The following is a 22647-nucleotide window of genomic DNA, read 5'->3' as shown; positions in this document are numbered from 1 at the left end:
GAAATAAATTAAGGTTCGTGAATACATGAACCAGAGCATAAAAATGAAAGCTATTCCGTGGCCTGTGTCCCCACAGGCCACCAATTTCGTGCACTGAATTGAAGTAAAATAAAATCCTAACCAAATGAAAAAAAACATCCTTTATCTATTTTTATTGATAACTGTATTTAATAGCGGATGTAAAAAAGCATCAAATGACGGAGGTATAGAGCTAACGCCAACCAATCAAAAGGCAGATTTACCTTCTGGAGCAAAAGATGGAGTAGTATTTATCAATAATGGCACATCAGCCATTGTAACACTTTATGCCCCGGGTAAAAAATCAGTTTCATTGATTGGCGAATTTAACAATTGGTTGGTAACTGCTGCACCGATGAAAAATACACCAGATGGAAATTACTGGTGGATTCAGCTCGATAATTTAAATCCGAATTCAGAATATGCTTATCAATTTTATGTAGATGGGAATTTAAAAGTTGCCGATCCTTATTGCGAAAAAGTACTCGATCCTGATAACGATCAATACATCACTGCTGCAACCTATCCAAATTTAAAAGCATATCCAACGGGTAAAACCACGGGTATTGTAAGTACAATGCAGGCCAATCAGCCAAACTATACCTGGAGAAATGCCAGTTTTACACGCCCTGCAAAAGATAACCTCGTGATTTACGAATTACTCGTCCGCGATTTTACATCCGATCATAATTATGCTTCAACCTTGACCAAACTCGATTATTTGGTAGGTTTGGGTATAAATGCAATTGAACTGATGCCCGTAAATGAGTTCGAAGGGAATTTAAGCTGGGGTTATAATCCATCGTTTTATTTTGCACCCGATAAATATTACGGTACCAAAACGGCTTTGCAGAATTTTATTGATGAGTGCCATGGCCGTGGCATTGCCGTAATTATGGATATGGTTTTGAATCATTCATTTGGGCAATCGCCAATGGTACAATTGTATTTCGATGGCTCAAAACCAACAACTGCCAGCCCATGGTTTAATGTTGATGCCAAGCATCCTTTTAATGTGGGTTACGATTTTAACCATGAGAGCCAGGCAACGAAAAAATTCTCCAAAGATGTAATGAAGTTTTGGATGCAGCAGTATAAAATTGATGGTTTCCGCTTCGATCTTTCTAAAGGATTTACCCAGAAAACATCAACAGATGATGCACAATTCAGGCTGTTCGACGCAAGTCGTATTGCCATTTGGAAAGATTATAATGCATTTATAAAAAGCGTTGATGGCAATAATTTTTATGTGATTTTAGAACATTTTGCAGAAGAATCTGAAGAAAAGGTGCTGGCTGATGATGGAATGATGTTGTGGAACAACCTAAATGTAAACATGAACGAAGCCACTATGGGCTGGCTGGGAAACTCGAATTTTCAATGGGGTTTTTATGGTAACCATGGTTTTGCCAAATCGGATGGACTGGTTACCTATGGCGAAAGTCATGATGAAGAAAGGCTGAATTTTAAAAACATCAGTTACGGTAACGGGTCAGGTAGTTATACAATTAAAGGGAATTTGGCAATAGCATTAAAAAGAGAAGAATTGGCCGCAGCATTTTTATTTAGTATTCCGGGGCCAAAAATGGTGTGGCAGTTTGGAGAATTGGGTTACGATATTAGCATTGATTATAACAACAGGACAGGTGAAAAACCAATTAAGTGGGATTATTACAGCGATCCAAACCGTAAGGCTTTGTACGATGCTTATGCCAAATTGATCAGGCTAAAGAAAAACAACAGCATTTTTAATTCAGCAAATTCTACGTATAGTTTAGCGGGCGGAATTAAATATATTAAGTTAATTGAAGGAAACAATACCGTTGTAGTGGTTGGAAACTTTGATGTGGTGAACCAAACAGCCAATATTGATTTTGGTACAGCAGGCAATTGGACAGATGCTTTCGGGAGCAATATTAACCTGGCCAGCAACATTTACACACAAACATTGGCACCAGGAGAATACCATATTTTTAGTAAAACGGCTTTAAAGTAAAATAAACTGATAAGTTTTGGATAGTGGAGTTTTAGTTTTTTCACTTTGATCAAAATCCGGACGTAATAATCTTGTTGTTTTTAGTTAATATTGCGATAACAACTAACAAATTAATGGACAACAAATTAGCGCATCACTTATTATGGGAACGATTACGAACTGGTGATAAAGATGCGTTTTTTGATCTCTATGCTGCGCTTTATTATCCATTGGTAAATTTCGGAATCAGGGTTTGTGCCGATGCCGATACGGCCAGCGAAGCTACCGACCTAGTTTTTACCACTATATGGGAAAAACATGAAAGTTTAACCCGCGTTGATAATGTTGAAGCTTACCTGCGTACTTTCCTTAAGAGGAAATTACTAAGAATTCTCGAACGAAAACGCAAAATTAACGATGCCCTTTTTAATGCCGGAGCCGATGGCGATTGGATGGAAATGAGTTACGAAGAATTTATTGTTAAAGTACAAAGTGATGAGCTGGTAAAACATCAGCTCAAAAATGCGTTGGAAAAGTTGACATTTAGGCAGAAACAACTCATCCATCTGAAATTTTTTGATGGATTAACTTACGAACAAATTGCCGAACAAAGCAATCAAACCATTAAAACTGCTTACAATACCATTTACGATGCACTTAAAATCCTGAGAAAGGAATTTAACGCGTAAATCATTTTTTCTAGGCTTAGTAAAAAAGGTCTTGAATTGCGTTAACGATAGCAGCGGCATCCTTTTGGTATACCTGAAGCTTAATAAGCGAAGGGATAACCAAAAGATACAGCGGATAGCGTGTTAAAACGCCCAAAAAAATCACGGCATAACCTATATTGAAAAAATCACCAGATCTTTTATCCGTTAAAATTCTTTTTTACCCGTCTAAATTTGATTTTACAAATTAAATTTCCTTCTTCTGTCGCTATTCAATGCATATATTCGGTAATGTTAAAAAAAAGTTAAAATTTCCTTAGGAAAAAGTAAAGCTTTTAGGCACTGCTATATAAAAGGCAAACAATAATGGTTGATAGAAGTAAATTTAATGCAGAAGACTTTTTAGTCGACAGCACTTTCCAGCAATATTGCGCTGGAACAGATAAGCTTTGCATTGGATATTGGGAGAAGTATATTAATGCCCATCAAGAACAGGCGGAGGTAATTGCAGAGGCGAAAAAACTGTATGTGATATTGAGCGGTAACAAACGTCCGTTAAACAAACAAGTAGAAACATTTAAAGAAAGTGTATTCCCGGTAGGAAAGGTTGTAAAGATTAACCGTTATTTATGGCTTAAAATTGCTGCGGCAATCATTTTCATTATTGGTTCGGTACTTATTTATAACAACTATAATCATTACAATAGTGTTAAAAACGCTGCGCAGGTGATGAATACGTTCACTACAAAAAACGGCGAGCGCAAAAAAATCAGGCTTCAGGATGGTACCGCTGTGTTATTGAATGCGAAAAGTTCTTTATCCGTTAACAAAGGTTTTAACGATCAAACCAGGGAAGTAACCTTAACCGGAGAGGCTTTTTTCGATGTTGCACACAATAAAAATAAGCCGTTTAAAGTGCATACTACTGATTTTAATATCAATGTGCTGGGCACGGCTTTTAATGTAAAAGCCTATCCTGATGAAATTACTTCAGAGGCAACCTTAATCCGTGGGTTAATTACAATGGAAGCTGTAAATGGAAATGGAGGTACCATTACCCTTAAACCAAGTCAGAAAGTTACTTTTTATAAAAATGTTGCTCCTCAATTAAAAAGCAAACTGGTAAAGCCAACTGCTCCCCAGCCCGAAATTACCATTAATCATTACACTAAAATTAAGGATAGCACGATTGTAGAAACCGCGTGGACGCAAAACCGGATTGAGATTTACGACCAGGATTTTGATGAAATTAAGAATGTTTTAGAGAAATGGTATAATGTAGAAATCAAATTTACAGACCCCGCCATAGAAAAATACCGTTTTACGGCAACCATTACAAATGAGACTATTGAACAGGTTTTGAATGCCTTAAAAGCAACTGAAAATAATTTTAAATATGAGATAAAGGGAAAACAGGTAATCATCTCAAAATAGGAAGAAAAAAAGGACGGTGTTGGAGCACCGCCCTTAAATATTTCTCTTTTGATTAATTAATGGCAGTTTATGCGCAAACAGATTGCTGCCAAGAACTTATGCAACCAAAAAAACAAAAATATGATTTATTATTACTTACTGCAAGGGCGCCCAAAATATAAAGCGCTCTTAAAATTCATTATGCTAATGAAACTAACCTGTATTATGGTTTTCATTACCTGTCTTAATGTTTCGGCATCGGTTTTTTCTCAGGAAAAAATTTCTTTAGATGTTAAGAAAACAAAACTGGCCAGGGTATTACAGATTATTGAACAGCAAAGCAGTTACCATTTTGTTTACAGTTCTTCTTATGTTCCTGTTAATAAGGATGTAAGTATTACTGTTACCAATACTTTGGTTACTGATGTGTTGGCAGCCATTTTAAACAGAACGAACCTGAAATATTCTGTCTCTGAAGGTGGCTTAATTGTAATTAGCAAAAATAAGGAAGTACCAATCGGCGGAACGGTTAAAGATGCACTTGGAGGTGCACTACCCGGAGCAACTGTTCGGGTAAAAGGAACAGGTATTGGTACCTCAACAGATGTAAATGGTAAATTTTCTTTAAATGCGCCAGAAAATGCGGTTTTGGTGGTTTCATTTGCAGGTTTTCAAACAAAGGAAATTTCAATCGGTGCTCAAACCAGTATCGATATAGTGCTTTCAGAAGATACCAAACAGCTTACCGATGTAGTGGTTACGGCTTTGGGCATCAAAAAAGAAAGAAGAGCTTTAGGTTATTCAGTTACGCAAATTGGTGGCGAAACCTTAACACAGGCACGCGAAAATAACGTTACCAACTCATTGGTGGGTAAGGTAGCAGGTTTGGATATTGCAGGCACATCAGGCGGTGCCGGTGCAGCAACCAACGTTACCATTCGTGGGGTATCGAGCATGGGCCCATCAAAACAACCACTATATGTGGTAAATGGTATTCCGATGGAAAGTGCCCCTGTTGGTTTTGGAAGTACAATAGGTATTGGAAACAACGGCGGTCAATACGATAACGCTCCCGATCTGGGCGATGCGATTAGCAATTTAAATCCCGATGATATTGAAAGCATTTCCGTTTTAAAAGGTGCTGCCGCTTCAGCTTTATATGGCAACAGAGCAAAAGCTGGGGTAATTTTAATAACCACCAAAAGTGGAAAAGGGAACAGCATCGAATTTAGCAGTAACTATGTAGCCGAACAGGTAATGGATAGAACCAATTGGCAATATGTTTACGGCCAGGGTGCCAATGGGGTAAAACCTGCTGATGCAACCGCAGCCGCCCAGGTAGGCGGTTCGAGCTGGGGAGCAAAATTAGATGGATCAAACGTAGTTCAGTTTGATGGGGTGAGCAGACCTTATTCGGCCCAGGAAAATAATATTGAGGATTTTTATAGAACAGGGGGAACCTTTACCAATACCCTGGCATTAAACAAATCATTTACCGGTGGCGTAATGCGCCTATCGGCAAGTGATTTAACTAACCGTTCTGTTGTGCCAAACTCTGGCTTAAACAGACAAAACTTTACCCTATCAGGTACTTTCGATCCCATTAAAAATTTGGTAATTGATGCACGCTTCAACTACATTTTAGAACAAGCAAATAACCGCCCTATGGTTTCAGATGGTGCAGGTAATGCCAATTACAACGCAGCGTTTTTACCAACCAGCGTAAATATTGAAACACTTAAGCCGGGTACAAAACCCGATGGATCTGAGCTTTCGTATAACACTGGCAATACCTATGCTACTAACCCTTGGTTTGCCGCTTACAATTTTATCCACAATACCAAAAGAGAGCGTTTATTGAGTTCTATCAACGCAAAATATACTTTCGATAACGGACTGTTTTTACAATTACGTGCGGGTAGAGACTCGTACAACGATAATTATTTAGGTATTACTCCTTCAGGTACAGCTTACGATGCTGATGGGGGGTATACAGAGCAGATCAGTAAATTTTCTGACCTTAACGTTGATGCATTAATTGGTAAATCTTTTAAAATTGATGATTTTTCAATCACACCGAATTTTGGTGCCAGTTATCGTCGTACCAAAGGGGCCGGAACCACAAATACAGGTGGTTCGTTCCAGATTTTTGGCGTGTATAATTTAGCCAATACCGGCGGTAAAGCTGTTGGTATTTATCAAACAGATCAAGAAACTCAATCGGTATATGGTACTTTGGAATTAGCCTATAAGGATATTTTATATTTAACAGGAAGTTTACGCAATGACTGGTTTTCTACACTGGCAACCCCAGGGAAAGATAATAAACTCAATAGCATCTATCCCTCTGTAAGCGGTTCATTTGTTTTCTCAGAGTTATGGAAACCATCTTTTTTAAGTTTTGGTAAACTTAGGGCAGGTTATGCAATGGTTGGACAGGCTACAGATCCGTTCCAAACCCAACTATACTATAATTTACGTAGCGAAACCGTTAATGGAAGCTCATTGGGTAATATTGTTAATCCAGCAATTCCAAATGCTACGTTAAAAGCGTCAAGTGCTACAGAATTAGAGATTGGTACGGAGATGAAGTTCTTTGGCGATCGTTTGAGCTTCGATTTAACCTGGTACAATAAAAAATCGAAAGATGAAATCCTGGCTGTTCCTGCTTCTACCACAACAGGTTATAACGCTGCCATTTTAAATATTGGCCGTTTGCAAAACAAAGGGATAGAAGGCTTGGTATCTGGAGTTGTTTTAAAGAATAAGGATTTTAACTGGACATCAAGCATAAACGGTTCATACAATGATAATAAAGTATTAACCCTTGCACCTGGTACCGCCTCGCAACCATTAGCAACCTCAAGAAGTAATGTAGGCTTTTTGCAAAATTTAGAAGGATTGGCTATTGCGCAGGTTATGGCTTACGATTATAAGTATGATGCAAATGGCAATATTGTTAAAGGTGCCGACGGGATTCCGGAAAGAGGAGAATTGAAACCTTATGGTTCGGCATACAATAAATGGACTGCCGGATGGAATAACGAATTTACTTACAAAGGAATTAATCTTTCATTCTTAATCGACGGTAAATGGGGTGGCAAAATTTTCTCAGCTACTGATTATTATGGTTATGTGTTTGGTTTGCATCAGTCAACACTCGAAAACCGTGATGCATTGGATGCTGCCGCTGCTGCTGACCCTACCAAACCAAATGCGGCAACTTATTACACCAATTTTGCTAATAACGTATCAAAACAGTTTGTGCAGGATGCGAGCTTTATAAAGTTCAGACAGGTGATTTTAGGCTATAATTTTCCTGCAAAAATGTTCAATAATAAAATTAAAGGTTTAAACGTAAGCTTTGTTGGTCGTAACTTATTCATTCTGATGAAGAAAACAGACAACATTGATCCCGAATCGAGCTATAATGCAACCATTCCTGGTATGGAGTTAGGTGGTGTGCCACCAGTACGTACCTACGGTTTAAATTTAAGTGTTAAGTTATAATCCTTTAAAAAAAATTGAAATGAAAACGATCATAAAATTATACGTACCACTTTTATTATCTGGATTAGCCATGATAACTGGTTGTACAAAAGACTTTGAAAAAATTAATACAGATCCAACAGCTATCAGTCAGGAGCAATATAATCCAAACTTCCTATTATCTACGGCTCAGTTAAATTATACAGGAAGCATCGATTTTGCTTACGAAACCTGGAGGGGCAACTTAATTTATGCTTCTACGATGATGCAGGGCATGTCGTCTGTTATTAGTTATTGGGCAGGAGATAAATACTTGCTTAACGAAGGTTACACCGCGGCTTATTGGGAAAAAGCTTATCCCGATCAGGTTAAATATGCTGCCGATCTGGTTGAATTTACCAAAGGAAAGCCTCAATATAACAACGTTTACCAAATGGGTAGAATCTGGAAAGCACTCATTTTTGAAAGATTAACCGATTTATATGGCGATATACCTTATTTTGATGCAGGTAGAGGTTATTACACCGCAAATTTGTATCCTAAATATGACGCACAACAGGCTATATATGCCGATCTGTTAAAAGAGGTTGATGAAGCCAGCATAGCATTAAATGCAAGCGGTGATAAAGTTACAGGCGACCTTATTTTCGCTGGTGACATTGCCAAATGGAAACGCTTTGGCAATAGTTTGATGTTGCGTATGGCCATGAGGCTAACCAAAGCCGATGCAACATTGGCACAAAACTATATTAACAAAGCGGTAGGCAAAACCATGACCAGCGACGCTGATAATGCATTTTTTAAACATGATGCCAATGGTGACCGTGTAACTAAAAACAGAAATTCGCAGGTGCTTTTGGGAGATGGTGGTCAAGAGAATTTTTATACCCGCTGGAGCAGCACCTTTATCAATTATTTAAAAACCAATAACGACCCGCGTCTAGGTAAGGTTGCTGTAACCAAGCTATATCTAACCGATGGAACTAAGGATCAAAATCCTGCTTTCATTACAACTGCTGCAGTACAAAAGGGCATGCCAAACGGTAAAGATTTAAGCGGTATTGCAGCCAGGGATGTACGTCAGGATCCTTCTTATACAGATTTTACCGATTATTCCTCACCCAATCCCGGTATGTTGAAAAAGGATGGTAATACCTTTATTTTAACTTATGCAGAAACAGAGCTGCTTTGGGCAGAGGCTGCACAGCGTTACAATATTGGTGGTAGCGCAGCTACACATTACAATGCAGGCGTAACTTCGGCAATGACGTATTTATCGCAGTACGACCCATCAATGACTGTTAATGCTACTGATGCTGCTGCATATCTGGTGGCACATCCTTATGTACCGGCAAATGGTTTGGATATGATTGCTACCCAATATTGGGCACATACCATTACCATGTTAGATTTTTACGAAACATGGTCTAACTGGCGGAGAACAGGCATGCCTGTTTTAACTCCAGTAATTTATAGTGGTAACGCAACCAATGGAACAATTCCACGCCGTTTTCCTTATCCGCTTTTTGAAGGCGTTACCAATGCAGTAAATTATAAAGCTGCATCAGCCGCCGTACCTGGTGGCGATAAGTTGGTAGGAAAAGTTTGGTGGGATAAATAACAAGGCTTCACGGTTTTTATACTGGCCGACATTGCATTGCGCAGTGTCGGCTTTTTTATTTTTGGGTATTTGAATGGCGTTTCAATGCATTTAATACTTCGCATGAGCATGGCATCAAACGTTTGCGCAATACTTGCTTAAGCATATGGAAAAAGTTTAATATATCTTTAAACTAAATGGGCCTGTTTGTAATGTCAAGGCTTCAGCAAAGGGAAATTACCACTAAACGCCAAATACAATTCACTACATGAAAAATATGCTAATTACCGTTGGTTTAATCATCATTACCACGGGGTTTTTATTCGGTCAAACCGATAGTACAATTGTAAAATCGGTAGCTGATGTAAAAGAAATAAAAGCAGGCGACCAGAAAATCGTCTTTCCTGAAAGTCCGAGAGGATATTCCCTCGTATTTAAAGGAAGCAACCACGAGCCCATTATAAATCCATCAGGCAAAATTACCACACCACTGGTTGCAACAAAAGTGAAACTCTACTTTCAATTGATTAATCAAACAACTGATTCGATAAAGTACGATGTTTCAAAAGAAATTACTGTTCCCGGAAAATATGCCGACACTGGTGTTAATCCACAACCCTTCGTTATTCCGGCTTTACGCGAATGGCATGGAGATAAAGGTAATTTCATACTCACAAAAACCAGCAGGATAGTTTTAAATGCAAATGATGAATCAGCGTTGAAAAATGCTGCCGGGATTTTAAAACAGGAATTGAAAGATCAGCTGGGTTTTATGCTGTTGATTGTAAAAGGAAAACCTAAAAAAGGAGACGTTTTCTTAACCTTAAATACCAATGATAAAAGCATTGGAGAGGAGGGTTATTACTTTAATATTGACGAGCATGTAACCATTAGTGCCGAAAAATACCAGGGATTATTTTGGGGAACGAGAACTTTGTTGCAATTACTGGAACAGAAAAATAGTATTCCAAAAGGCCTGGCCAGAGATTACCCTGAGTTTAAAGTCCGCGGCTTTGTACTCGATGTTGGCCGTAAATTTTTTAGCCTCCAATTTTTGAGGGATTATGTGAAATTTATGTCTTACTATAAACTGAACGATTTTCAGATTCATTTAAATGATAACGGTTTTAAAAAATATTTCAACGATAACTGGTCTGAAACCTACTCTGCTTTCCGTTTAGAAAATACAAGCTACCCTGGCTTAACGGCAAAAGATGGTTCTTATACCAAAAAAGAATCTATCGCCTTGCAACAGCTGGCAAATGATTATGCCGTGCGTATCATCCCTGAAATTGATGCCCCGGCCCATGCACTGGCTTTTACCAAAGTGGTTCCCGAAATTGGTAGTAAGGCATATGGTATGGATCACCTCGATCTCCATAACCCATTAACCTATACTTTTATGGAAAATGTGTTTAAAGAATACATTTCAGGAAGCAACCCCGTGTTTATGGGTAAAGCGGTTCATATTGGCACGGATGAATACGCCAAAAAAGATGCAGAAGTTTTTAGGGCTTTTACCGATCATATGATCAGGTATGTTGAAGGTTTTGGAAAAGAGGTAAGGCTTTGGGGCGCATTAACACATGCCAAGGGCATTACCCCTGTTAAAATAGAAAATGTAGTGATGAATACCTGGTACAACGGATATGCAAATCCTGTTGAGATGAAAAAACTGGGCTACAAACAGATCAGTACGCCAGATGGATGGCTTTATATTGTGCCCGCTGCGGGCTATTATTTCGATTACCTGAATATAAAAAACCTTTACAGTAAGTGGACTCCCTCTATGATCGGTGATGTTCAGTTTCCTGCCGGTGATCCTACCATATTAGGAGGATCTTTCGCCGTATGGAATGATATTGCAGGCAATGGCATTACCGAAAAGGATGTGCACGATAGGGTGTTTCCGGCGATGCAGGTACTGGCGCAAAAAATGTGGGGTGGCAGCAATACGCCTTTAACATTCGATGATTTTAGCGTTTTGAGTAAACAAATAGGAGAAGGACCATCGCTAAATATTAGTGGAAAGTTATCCAAAAAGGAAGCACCATTTACAGCACATTATAGTTTTGATGAAAAGAATAATCAGGTTAAACTTCAAAATACACTATACACCCCAGGATATTTAAAAAAAGCCTTAGCATTTTCAGGTGAAAATAGTTTGGCCGAATTGCCTTATGCCGAAATTGGATACAATTACACAGTTTCATTTTGGGTAAACCCTGCTAGTAACAATGCAGATAATGCGATACTGTTTAAATCTCCTAACGCCGTGGTAAAACTAAAACAGGCGGGTACGGGTAATCTGGGTTTTTCGAGAGAAGGTTATAATATTGATTTTGGATATCGCTTGCCAGAAAATAACTGGACGCATGTAGTGATAACAGGTACGAATAAGGGTACCAGCCTTTATGTAAATGGTAAGCTGCAAAAGAAATTGTACGATAACTGGATCGAGTTTACAGATAAAGACAAAACAAAAATGCGTAAATCTGAAACACTGTTTTTTCCTTTGCACACTATCGGTGGATTTAAAGGAAAGTTAGATGAACTGCAAATTTGGAATAAGGTATTGTCTGATGAAGAAATTTCGGTACTAAAATAAACGGATGCTGTAAAATCAATAACAAGCCAACGTGATCATTATATAAGTATTGCTTATACATGCGTTATGCTTCGGAATGCAAAATTAATCAAACGTTTGTGCGGTAATTGATCAAATAGCTTTTTGTAAAAGTAATAACTTCAATTATACGTTGCTTATTTAAGTTTTGTTGTTTATCAAGTGGCAATCTGTTTTAGTAACTAAATTCTTTACAAAAATTTTACCACTTCTTTGAAGTAGTTTTTTGCAGCGCCGGCGTTACTAAATGTAATGTCGGCTTTTTATTGCTAGCTTACTTTGCAATTATCCGATAGCTGTGCAAAATAAATTTTTAAAAAGTGTGACAGAATTTTATGTGACAGAAAAAATTGTCACAAGGTTACCGTAACAGGAATAGTAAATGAAAAACATCAGAGAGAAGCTAGGCCTTACACAAGATCAAATGAGTGGCCTACTTGGAATAAACAGAAGTTCGGCAGCAATGTATGAAAATGGTTCACGAAGTATAGCCACAAAAAATCTGCTACTGCTTTCAGAAATAGAGATATTTTTAAACAACAATGTACCTGAAATAATCCATAGTGAAATCAATACAAAAACTGACCATGCAAAAAGCGCGATTATAACCAAATTAAATAAGCAGATTGATCGGGCTGCTTATGCATCTTTAAAGCTAAAAAGAAAGCTACAGTTATTGCAGGATACTAATCTTAAAACAAAGAATTTATGGTCTGTTTTGGTTCATTTAAAATTAAAAATGCCTGAAAACCTACCATTATTGGCATATCTAGAAATTTGGAAATAGACTGTTTGGAAGAAACAGCTAAATGCGGCCTTGATAAGCAGGCAAAAATTTCTCTCAAAATTAAAACTTTAGAATTTGAGCAGGCTGCGGCAAAATCAATGATTGAGGAATTAAAGGCATAAAGCAGCAGTAATAAATATGCTTGGCGCTTTTATGGTAACATTTCCAATGCGATTTTTGATTAACGCTGCATTAGTTTGATATTTAACAACCAAACCAAACTTTCGATGAAATTTAAATTTTTACTCACCACATTACTGTGTGCAGCCATTTATGTGCAGGCACAAGGACCAAGAAAAAATCAGTCAAAAGAAACCGTAACCACCACACAGGTTACCGTAAAAGACGAACCAAAATCGCTAACAAACGAAAGAACCATTAAAGTAGAAAGTGCTGTGGTTACCAACCATTCGGTAAACATCGATGGAAAAGCTGTTCCCTATAAAGCCACTACAGGTACGCTTCCGGTTTGGGATGAAGAAGGAAAACCCATTGCCGGCTTGTTTTATACCTATTACGAACGCAGCGATGTGCAAAACCGCGATAAAAGACCGCTGGTAATTTCTTTCAATGGTGGGCCGGGCTCTGCTTCAGTTTGGATGCACATTGCCTATACTGGTCCGGTGGTGCTAAATATCGATGATGAAGGTTACCCTGTTCAGCCTTACGGGTATAAAGAAAACCCTTATTCTATTTTAGATGTTGCCGATATTGTTTACATCGATCCCGTTAATACAGGTTACTCAAGGGCAGTAAGTAAAGATATTCCGACAAATAAATTTTTTGGTGTACGTGCTGATATAAAATACCTGGCCGAGTGGATTAATACTTTTGTAACCCGCAATAACCGCTGGGCATCACCCAAGTTTTTAATAGGCGAAAGTTATGGCACCACCCGCGTTTCGGGGCTTGCCTTAGAGTTACAGAATAGCCAGTGGATGTATTTAAATGGCGTGGTATTGGTATCGCCTACCGAGCTTGGTATAGAGCGGAGCGGCCCTGTTGATGCAGCTTTACGTTTACCGTATTTTGCTGCTACTGCATGGTACCATAAAGCTCTGGCAGCCGATTTACAAAGCAAAGATTTAACGGCAATGTTACCCGAAGTAGAAAATTTCACCATCAACGAATTAATTCCGGCAATTTCGCAAGGCGGAATTCTTGGTGCAGATAAGAAAAAAGCAATCGCAGCTAAAATGGCGCGTTATTCGGGCCTTTCGGAAAAGGTGATTTTAGATTATAACCTAAACGTGCCCACCGATTTCTTTTGGAAAGAATTGTTGAGAGATAAAGGTTTTACCGTTGGCAGATTGGATTCGCGCTATCGTGGTATCGATAAAATGAGTGCTGGTGAAGGACCTGATTATAATGCCGAATTAACCTCATGGCTGCACTCTTTTACGCCAGCCATTAACATGTACATCCGCAATGAACTTAATTATAAAACCGATTTAAAATACAATATGTTCGGTTCGGTTTACCCTTGGGATAAAACCGGCGACCAAACGGGTGATAACCTCCGCCAGGCGATGGCGCAAAATCCATATCTTCATTTGTTGGTGCAATCGGGTTATTATGATGGTGCCTGCGATTATTTTAACGCTAAATACAGCATGTGGCAATTGGATGCCGCCGGTAAACTGCAAGATCGCATGAGTTGGGAAGGTTACCGCAGTGGGCACATGATGTACCTGCGCAAAGATGACCTTAAAACCGCTAATAACCATATCAGGGAGTTTATCAAAAAAGCATTGCCAAAGGCAGGAGAGGCGGCTAAGTTTTAAAATTAGAGTTGACAACTTTCTTATGCACCCTGCTATTAAAGTTGTCAACTCTTTTAGCTTTATTTTTTTAGAGTTGACAACTTTCTTATGCACCTTGCTATTAAAGTTGTCAACTCTTTTCATCATGACTAGCTAGTTTAAGGCGGTGTTACGGAAACCCCTCATAGTAGTACAGCCCGTGTTAGCTAAACCTGACAGCCGCGACAGCCCCAGATTTTTCATCTGGGCTAAAGTAAATGGCAGGACTGCTTTAAAAAAAGAATTACTGCAATTGCTTTTCAAATTATAAAACTGATAATACAGCGTCGATAAATTTTAAATTAGAGATTTAGAGTTGACAACTTTCTTATGCACCCTGCCATTAAAGTTGTCAACTCTTTTAGCTTTATTTTTTAGAGTTGATAACTTTCTTATGCACCCTGCCATTAAAGTTGTCAACTCTTTTAGCTTTATTACTTGCTATTAAAGTTTCCAGCTTTTTTAAGCGATTTTTCCGCTCCAAAAACGCAAACAAAAAACTGTTCGCTTCAAACTAAAAATAATTACTTATTTTTGTGGTTCAATTATGCAGCAAATAAAAACATCATTCGATTTTGAAAAACCTATTGCCGATTTAGTTCAGCAGATAGAAAAGGTTAAGCAAGTTGCCGATAAAACCAAGGTAGATATGTCTGCCACTTTAGACGAGCTTGATGGTAAATTAGATGAAACTACCAACAACTTATATAAAAATTTAACCGGTTGGAACAAGGTTCAAATGAGCCGCCACCCTGATCGTCCGCAAACGCTCGATTACATCAGTATGATCTGCGATGATTTTATTGAAATGCACGGCGATAGAACGGTTAAAGATGATAAGGCTATTATTGGTGGTTTTGCTACTATAAATGGTCAAACCGTAATGGTTATCGGTCACCAGAAAGGTAAAAACACTAAAGAGCGTCAGTTCCGTAATTTCGGTATGGCCAATCCTGAGGGTTACCGGAAAGCTTTACGTTTAATGCGCTTGGCCGAAAAATTTAACAAACCTGTAATTTCTTTTATCGATACCATGGGGGCTTACCCTGGTTTGGAGGCAGAGGAACGCGGGCAGGGTGAAGCAATTGCCAGAAATTTGTTGGAAATGTCTATTCTTCGGGTGCCGATTATCTGTGTTGTTGTTGGTGAAGGTGCATCGGGAGGTGCTTTAGGTATTGGTATTGGCGATAAAGTGTATATGTTGGAGCATACCTGGTATTCGGTAATTTCACCTGAATCCTGCTCATCTATTTTGTGGAGAAGCTGGGATTTTAAAGAAAAAGCTGCCGAATGTTTAAAACTGACATCCGATGATATGTTTGGCAACAAGCTTATTGATGGAATAATTCCTGAGCCGCTTGGTGGTGCACACCAGGATCCGGAGTTAATGGGAAAAACTTTGAAAGATTACATCATTAAAGATTTAGCTGCATTAGGCAAATTAAAAACTGATAAACTTATTGAACAACGAATTGAGAAATTCTGTGCAATGGGAGTAGTTAACGAATAATTATAACATAATAAAATAATCTGAATCCTGTTTGGCAATGCTGAACAGGATTTTTTATTTTAAACAGTGAAGATAGACACAAGATATATGGAGATTCGTCCTGCTGAATTTATTTCAGCATCTATCATGCTATAGATAAAAGACCCTGAGATAAATTCAGGGTGATGTATGTTACGATATTTATTTCCTATTTGGCAATGCTCAATGGAGATTCGTCCTGCTGAATTTGTTTCAACATCTATCATGCTATAGAAAAAAGACCCTGAAATAAATTCAGGGTGAAGGATGTTACAATACCGAATACCCCTTTTGTATTAGCTAATAAACAAAAAAGCAGCTACAAATTAATGTAGCTGCTTCGTAAACCGTTTTAAGCATCCGCTTATTGCTGCGGACCTTGCTGAGGGAAGAACATTGACAAACGGCTTTCCAGGCTATTGAATGTTTTCTGTAATTTATCACTCAATTTATCCTGGCCAGCAGCTTTACTGGTTTTAATCATTCTATCCAGATAATATAAACCAGTTTGAATATTCTGCGATCCCGTTAAACCTTTCGATTGTGAAATATCTGCAAGGTAGTTTAGTTCCTTGTTGATGTAATCGCCAGATTTATCTAAAATATCGTTTGCTCTTGCTGTTTCGCCAAGCTTGTATAAGTTTTCGGCCATGTAGAACTTTACAACCACGGTGCGTATGCCGAAAAATTTATCAGGCATTACAGCGTAATATTTATCAATTACTTTTTTAGCCTCATCAATTTTACCATCTTTAATTAAGCTTCCTGTTAGGCTGCTGAAGATGTTGGTGAAGATAAATGTATCATCAGATGATTGTGGATCCAAATATTTAGCGGTTTTCATATTTCCCCACTTAAATTTGTTCATCACGTTGTTATATAGAACAGGTGTGTTTAACTGCTCAGGTCTGTCTTCAGATGCTGTTGTATCAGCCTTAAGTGGCAATAAACGCAAAGCTAAACCTTCGCTGTATAAATACTTATCTAGTCCGTTATATTGCTCAGAAGGTACTGTAGAAGCAAAATAAATAGGACGCTTCCAATTGTTGTGCGCAAGAATATCAAACATGGCTAAAGTTCCTTTGGTAACATAACCTTTGTTAAATTTCCAGTCCATTTCTGAGGCAATTTTCGCGGCATCAGCGGCAGGCACAGTACCGGTACTCACCACCTGTTTAGGATCGATTGTAATTTTTAGGTTTTTTGTTGGTAAGAAATTAGATTTTGTTCCATCCTGCATTGGTACTTTATCGCTTTCATCATTCGATAATAATAAATCTACAACGTTTTTAAGCTCAACGCTACCGGCAATTTTGTAATCATCGTATGGCATTACATCTCTTTCACCCTGCACATATTGCTCAGGTTTCATCGAGATTGGCAATGGTGCCGATTCATTTTGTTTTTGCCTTAAACCATTAATATACCAATCCGTATCGAATAAACTTAAGTTTACAATACGCACATCCGGACGAACATTTTCAACCTCCTGAATATACCAAAGCGGGTAGGTATCATTATCACCATAGGTAAATAAGATGGCATTTGGTGCGCAGGATTGAAGGTAATCCAAAGCAATATCGTGAGGAACCAATTTGGTAGAACGATCGTGATCATCCCATCCCTGCTCAGCCATAATTACCGGAGCAGCCAATAAACCAATTACAGTTGCCCCAATAGCACCAGCGGTAGGACTTACTTTTTTAAATACCCATTCTTTAATGGCGAGCGCCCCGAGCCCTATCCATATGGCAAAGGCATAAAACGACCCTACATAGGCGTAATCTCTTTCGCGTGGCTCTAAAGGTTTTTGATTTAGATACAATACAATTGCAATACCGGTAAAAAAGAATAATAAACCCACAACACCAGCATCTTTTTGGTTGCGTTTAAAATGCCAAAGTGCGCCAATTATACCTAAAATTAGAGGTAAAAAGAAGAAACGGTTATACGCTTTATTATCAACTGTTGATGGCGGTAAATGGCTTTGATCGCCTCTCAGCATGGCATCAATTGGTTTGATACCGCTAATCCATTCGCCTTCAAAACCACTTCCCTGACCTTGTTCATCGTTCTGGCGGCCAACAAAATTCCAGAAAAAGTAACGCATATACATATAACCAATTTGGTAACTGGCTAAAAAGCCAACGTTATCAACCAGATTAGGATTTTTAGAATCATCCAAATGCATCCACTCTTTGTAAAAAGCAGCATGTTTAGGATCATCACTATACATACGTGGCAATAAAGTGTTGTTGCTATACTCATAGTCGGTTTTTTTACCTGCTACTTCATATTTGTCTTTGCCTTTTCTCCAGATTGTTTTTCCTTCAGTAACACCTGTTCTTTCAGAGTTATAATTAGGTCCGTAACCCAACGGCCTATCGCCGTATTGTTCACGGTTTAAGTAACTTAAGAAAGAGAAAGCATCTTTTGGTGCACTGTTATTTAAATTCGGGTCTGCTTTGGCCCTGATGATGATCATCGAGAAAGAAGCATAGCCGAAAATGATTAAAACGGTAGAAATTAAACCTAAGTTTAACAATTTCTTTTGGTGCTGAATAGAATAACGGATACCCCAAACCAACGCACCGATTAATAAAACGGCAAAGAATAAAACACCTGTTCCGAAGCCCATTCCCAATGTATTTACAAAAAACAGATCGAAATATGCACCGAATGAAACCAGGTACTGGATAATACCATACTGGATTACCGCAAGGATTAAGATACCGACAATAAGGGTTTTGATAATTCCTGATGTTGTTGCCTTATCCGTTCTTTTAAAGTAATAAATAAAAGCTAGCGCTGGGATGGTTAATAAGTTTAACAAGTGAATACCGATAGATAAACCCATGATGTATGCAATAAACAATAACCACCTATCAGCCCTTGGCTCATCGGCATGTGCTTCCCATTTAAGGATAGCCCAGAATACAATCGCAGTAAATAGCGACGATTGCGCGTAAACTTCTGATTCTACAGCAGAAAACCAAAAACTATCAGAAAAAGTATAAGCCAGTGCACCAACGGCTCCTGCACCCATAATGCTGATCAGTTTGCCTGTTGTAAGCTCTTCGCCAGCTTTTAGCACTGTTTTTTTAGCCAGTGCGGTAATTGTCCAAAATAAGAATAAGATAGTTGCCCCGCTTGAAACAGCCGAACCTACGTTCATCCAGTAAGCAATTTTAGTTAAATCGCCTGTAGCAAAAATGGAGAAGAAACGTTGGATCATTAAGAATAAAGGCGCACCCGGTTGGTGAACAACCTGCATTCTAAATGCTGATGCGATAAATTCACCGCAATCCCAAAAGCTTGCAGATGGTTCTAAGGTTAAAACGTAAGTTAGTGTAGCAATTAAAAAGCAGATCCAGCCTACTATATTATTAACTTTTGAATAATTCATTGGTTTGTTTAATGATATTAAAAATTGTTTTCACATAAAAATGCTGCCGAAATTAACTATTCTAGTCGATAAAACAGGTAAATTTTTGGATTGATTTAACAATTTTTAACGGCTTAAGTCTATTATCTTAAAGGATTTTAATCTATTTACAAATTAAAAACCGATAAGCAGAAATGTAAAATCTGCCTATCGGTTAAAATTTAGAATGTTTTTGGTTAACCTGCCGCAAAAGGAGTAAATCTTACAATCAGATCGTTATACTGTTTTTCTAAACTTTTACTCAGTGCATCCTGCTTAAAAACCTCCGTTAATTTTACCATCTGTCCTAAATAGCCTAGGTAAAAACGAACATCCTGCTCTGATGACAATTGATTTTTACTTTCCGAAACATCAGCCAGGTGGGTAAGCTCTTTACCTACATAATCAGCAGATTTTATGATCATTGCATTTGCATGGTTTATATCGTTTAATCGGTATAGGCTTTCCGTAAAATAGTAGGTGCTCATTACCTGGCGCATGCTGTAAAATTTAGTAGGAATTACTTCCAGGTATTTGTTGGCCACTTTTTTACTTTCAGCAACTTTACCTTCATTGATCAAACCATTTAAAAGGCCGTTAAACATGTTGGCTAACATGGTTACATCATCAGCAGATTGTCTGTCTAAATGGTTGGCGTATTTAATATTGCCAAAAGCGTAAACATTCATCAGGTTGTTGTATAAAGGTTTTAAGTTTACACGTTCATAATCTTCGGTTATTGCAGTATCTGGTTTTAAAGGCAGCAATCTTTTGTTTAACCCTTCCGAGTAAAGGTATTTGTTTAGCCCCAAATACTGTTCATTCGGCATTGCGCCACTAAAATAAATGGGTCTTTCCCAGTTGTTATGTGTTAAAATATCAAATAAAGCAAGGGTGCCTTTTGTTACATATTCCGAACCAAAAGTCCATTCCATGCTGCTGGCAATTTTACCTGCATCTTCTTTAGGCACGGTTCCGGTATCCAGAACCTGTTGCGGGTTTACTGCCAGTTTAAGGTTTTTGGTTGGCAATACATTATACTTTGTGCCATCATTCATGGTTACCTTATCTTCATCACTGTCGGATAGGAGCACGTCTAAAATCTGCTTTAACTCGATATGCTGGGCTATTTTATAATCCTGGTAATACATAATATCCCTTGTACCCTCAACGTATTGTTCAGGTTTTAGCGTAATTGGCAATGGAGCAGATTCATTTTGCTTTCTGCGCATCCCATCAATGTACCAATCAGCAGTAAATAAACTTAGGTTTACAATGCGCACATCCGGACGGATGTTTTCAACCTCCTGGGCATACCAAACGGGATAGGTATCATTATCGCCATAGGTGAAGAGGATGGCATTTGGTGCGCACGATTTTAGGTAATTTACCGACATATCTCTCGCCACATGGATATCCGAACGGTCGTGATCATCCCAGCCTTGATTGGCCATTATAACCGGAGCGCCAAACAGTGCTATAAGTGATGCAAATATACTTGCCCTTGTTGGCGTTAATTTTTGAAAAACATAATCTTTTAAACCAAATACACCTAAACCGATCCATATGGCAAAAGCATAAAATGAACCCACATAAGCGTAATCCCGCTCGCGAGGCTCAATTGGTACAGAATTTAGGTAAAATACAATGGCAATGCCGGTAAAAACAAAAAGTAAACCAATAATGCCGGCATCTTTTTGGTTGCGTTTAAAATGCCATACCGCACCAATCAGTCCGATAATTAACGGTAAAAAGAAAAATCGGTTATATGCTTTGTTCTCTACAATTGAAGGTGGAAGGTTTTTCTGGTTACCAAGCCTAATCGCATCCAGGGGTTTAATGCCGCTAAGCCAGTTGCCATCTTTTCCTCCAAACTGTCCATCCTCGTTATCCTGCCTGCCAACAAAATTCCACATAAAATAACGCATGTACATTTGCCCCGCCTGAAAGGAAAATAAGTACGTTAGGTTATCCATAAAGGTTGGTTTATGCTCGTCGTTAAAACCCATATAACTTTTATAAAACCTGGTGTGTTCGGGTTTGTCGCTGTACATGCGCGGCAATAATGTTTCATCGGCAAAAACATAAGCAGATTTAGTTCCGGCAGGTTCATATTTCTTCTCGCCCTTACGGATAACTTTACCAGTTTCTTTAATGTCTGTTTTTTGCGAATTGTAATTCTCACCATAAAGCAGAGGTCTGTCGCCATATTGATCGCGACCCAGATACCTCGAAAGTGAAAAAACGTTATCTACATTATAATTGTTCAAATTCGGTTTAGCTTGCGCCCTGATTACCAGTAAAGCATAAGAGCTATAGCCAAATAATAATAGCACAGTAAATAGCATGATGAGGTTTAAGGCCCTTTTGTTTTTTAGGATGGAGTAGCGGATGCCATAAACCAAACCAGAGACTAAAAGAACAGCAAAGAACAATATTCCCGATCCAAAGCCCAGCCCCATGGTGTTTACAAAAAAGTAATCGAAACCTGCCGCAATAGATATGATATACTGGATGATACCAAATTGAACCACCGCTAATGCCAGAATTGAAATTAAAAATACTTTTAAAATACTTTGCCAGGTAGGTGAGGGATATTTTTTAAAATAATAAACAAATATTAGCGCGGGGATGGTAAGTAAATTTAAAATGTGTACGCCAATGGATAGCCCCATAATATAAGCTACAAGTAGCAGCCATCGGTCTGATTTTGGTTCATCGGCCAGTGATTCCCATTTTAGTATTCCCCAAAACACAACGGCACTACAAAGCGACGACATGGCATAAACTTCTGCCTCAACTGCCGAAAACCAAAAACTATCAGAAAAAGCATAAGCCAGGGCACCAACTAGACCTGCGCCCATAATGCTGATGATTTTCTGATTTGTAATTTCTTCGCCTTTTTTAATTACCGTTTTTTTTGCCAGTGCGGTAATCGTCCAGAATAAAAAAAGTATAGTTCCGGCACTGGCAAGGGCCGATGCTAAATTCACAAAATAAGCCACTTTGGTTTTATCGCCAAAAGCCAACGCAGAAAATAACCGCTGGATCATTGATACAATAGGAGCGCCGGGCTGGTGTACCACCTCCATGCGGAAGGCTGCAGAAATAAATTCGCCGCAATCCCAAAAACTTACAGATTGATCTAAAGTTAAGATGTACGTGAGCGTGGCAACGAAAAAACAGAGCCAGCCTCCAATGGTGTTGATCCTTGAGTAATTCATAGTTTAATTTTAGTCTTTGATAATAAATGATTTAAGTGGTTCGCAGTAAAAAAAGTCGTAGAAAAAAATAAAATGTTGCACCAGATATGATGA

General features: G+C 38.4%; 11 protein-coding genes. 9 read left to right on the top strand and 2 right to left on the bottom strand.

Annotation, left to right across the window (positions count from 1 at the left end; translation table 11 throughout):
• Positions 1 to 124 precede the first annotated feature (124 nt).
• The 9 genes from ASE74_RS10495 (at position 125) to ASE74_RS10455 (ending at position 15888) form a co-directional block, all read left to right on the top strand.
• Complete coding sequence (locus tag ASE74_RS10495; RefSeq protein ID WP_055908270.1) at positions 125 to 2014, top strand: alpha-amylase family glycosyl hydrolase; 1890 nt, start codon at positions 125 to 127, stop codon at positions 2012 to 2014.
• Between the two features lie 113 nt (positions 2015 to 2127).
• Complete coding sequence (locus tag ASE74_RS10490; RefSeq protein WP_055908266.1) at positions 2128 to 2682, top strand: RNA polymerase sigma factor; 555 nt, start codon at positions 2128 to 2130, stop codon at positions 2680 to 2682.
• A 345-nt stretch (positions 2683 to 3027) separates the two neighbouring features.
• The gene (locus ASE74_RS10485) at positions 3028 to 4095 is read left to right on the top strand and encodes a FecR family protein (protein WP_055908262.1); all 1068 of its coding nucleotides are present in this window, start codon (positions 3028 to 3030) and stop codon (positions 4093 to 4095) included.
• Positions 4096 to 4281: 186 nt separating this feature from the next.
• Positions 4282 to 7584, top strand: coding sequence for a SusC/RagA family TonB-linked outer membrane protein (locus ASE74_RS10480; RefSeq protein WP_235526054.1), 3303 nt, complete (start codon positions 4282 to 4284; stop codon positions 7582 to 7584).
• A gap of 19 nt (positions 7585 to 7603) precedes the next feature.
• Positions 7604 to 9184, top strand: a complete 1581-nt coding sequence (locus tag ASE74_RS10475; protein ID WP_055909457.1) for a SusD/RagB family nutrient-binding outer membrane lipoprotein — start codon at positions 7604 to 7606, stop codon at positions 9182 to 9184.
• A gap of 247 nt (positions 9185 to 9431) precedes the next feature.
• Positions 9432 to 11771 carry a family 20 glycosylhydrolase gene (locus ASE74_RS10470; RefSeq protein ID WP_055908259.1) on the top strand — a complete coding sequence of 780 codons (2340 nt, stop codon included), beginning with the start codon at positions 9432 to 9434 and terminating at the stop codon, positions 11769 to 11771.
• 400 nt (positions 11772 to 12171) lie between these two features.
• Positions 12172 to 12576 (top strand): helix-turn-helix transcriptional regulator, encoded by a 405-nt coding sequence (locus ASE74_RS10465; RefSeq protein ID WP_055908256.1) that lies wholly within the window; start codon positions 12172 to 12174, stop codon positions 12574 to 12576.
• Between the two features lie 227 nt (positions 12577 to 12803).
• The gene (locus ASE74_RS10460) at positions 12804 to 14360 is read left to right on the top strand and encodes a S10 family peptidase (RefSeq protein ID WP_055908253.1); all 1557 of its coding nucleotides are present in this window, start codon (positions 12804 to 12806) and stop codon (positions 14358 to 14360) included.
• A 565-nt stretch (positions 14361 to 14925) separates the two neighbouring features.
• Complete coding sequence (locus ASE74_RS10455) at positions 14926 to 15888, top strand: acetyl-CoA carboxylase carboxyltransferase subunit alpha (RefSeq protein ID WP_055908250.1); 963 nt, start codon at positions 14926 to 14928, stop codon at positions 15886 to 15888.
• A gap of 382 nt (positions 15889 to 16270) precedes the next feature.
• Here the strand turns inward: ASE74_RS10455 and ASE74_RS10450 are convergent, their stop codons facing one another.
• Together ASE74_RS10450 and ASE74_RS10445 are read right to left on the bottom strand one after the other, a co-directional pair.
• Positions 16271 to 19312 (bottom strand): DUF2723 domain-containing protein, encoded by a 3042-nt coding sequence (locus ASE74_RS10450; protein ID WP_055908248.1) that lies wholly within the window; start codon positions 19310 to 19312, stop codon positions 16271 to 16273.
• Positions 19313 to 19527: 215 nt separating this feature from the next.
• Complete coding sequence (locus tag ASE74_RS10445) at positions 19528 to 22554, bottom strand: DUF2723 domain-containing protein (RefSeq protein ID WP_055908246.1); 3027 nt, start codon at positions 22552 to 22554, stop codon at positions 19528 to 19530.
• Positions 22555 to 22647: the final 93 nt, after the last annotated feature.

Origin of the sequence: Pedobacter sp. Leaf216 (assembly GCF_001421515.1) — a bacterium.
GTDB lineage: Bacteria > Bacteroidota > Bacteroidia > Sphingobacteriales > Sphingobacteriaceae > Pedobacter.
This window is presented reverse-complemented; position numbering and strand designations above follow the sequence as displayed.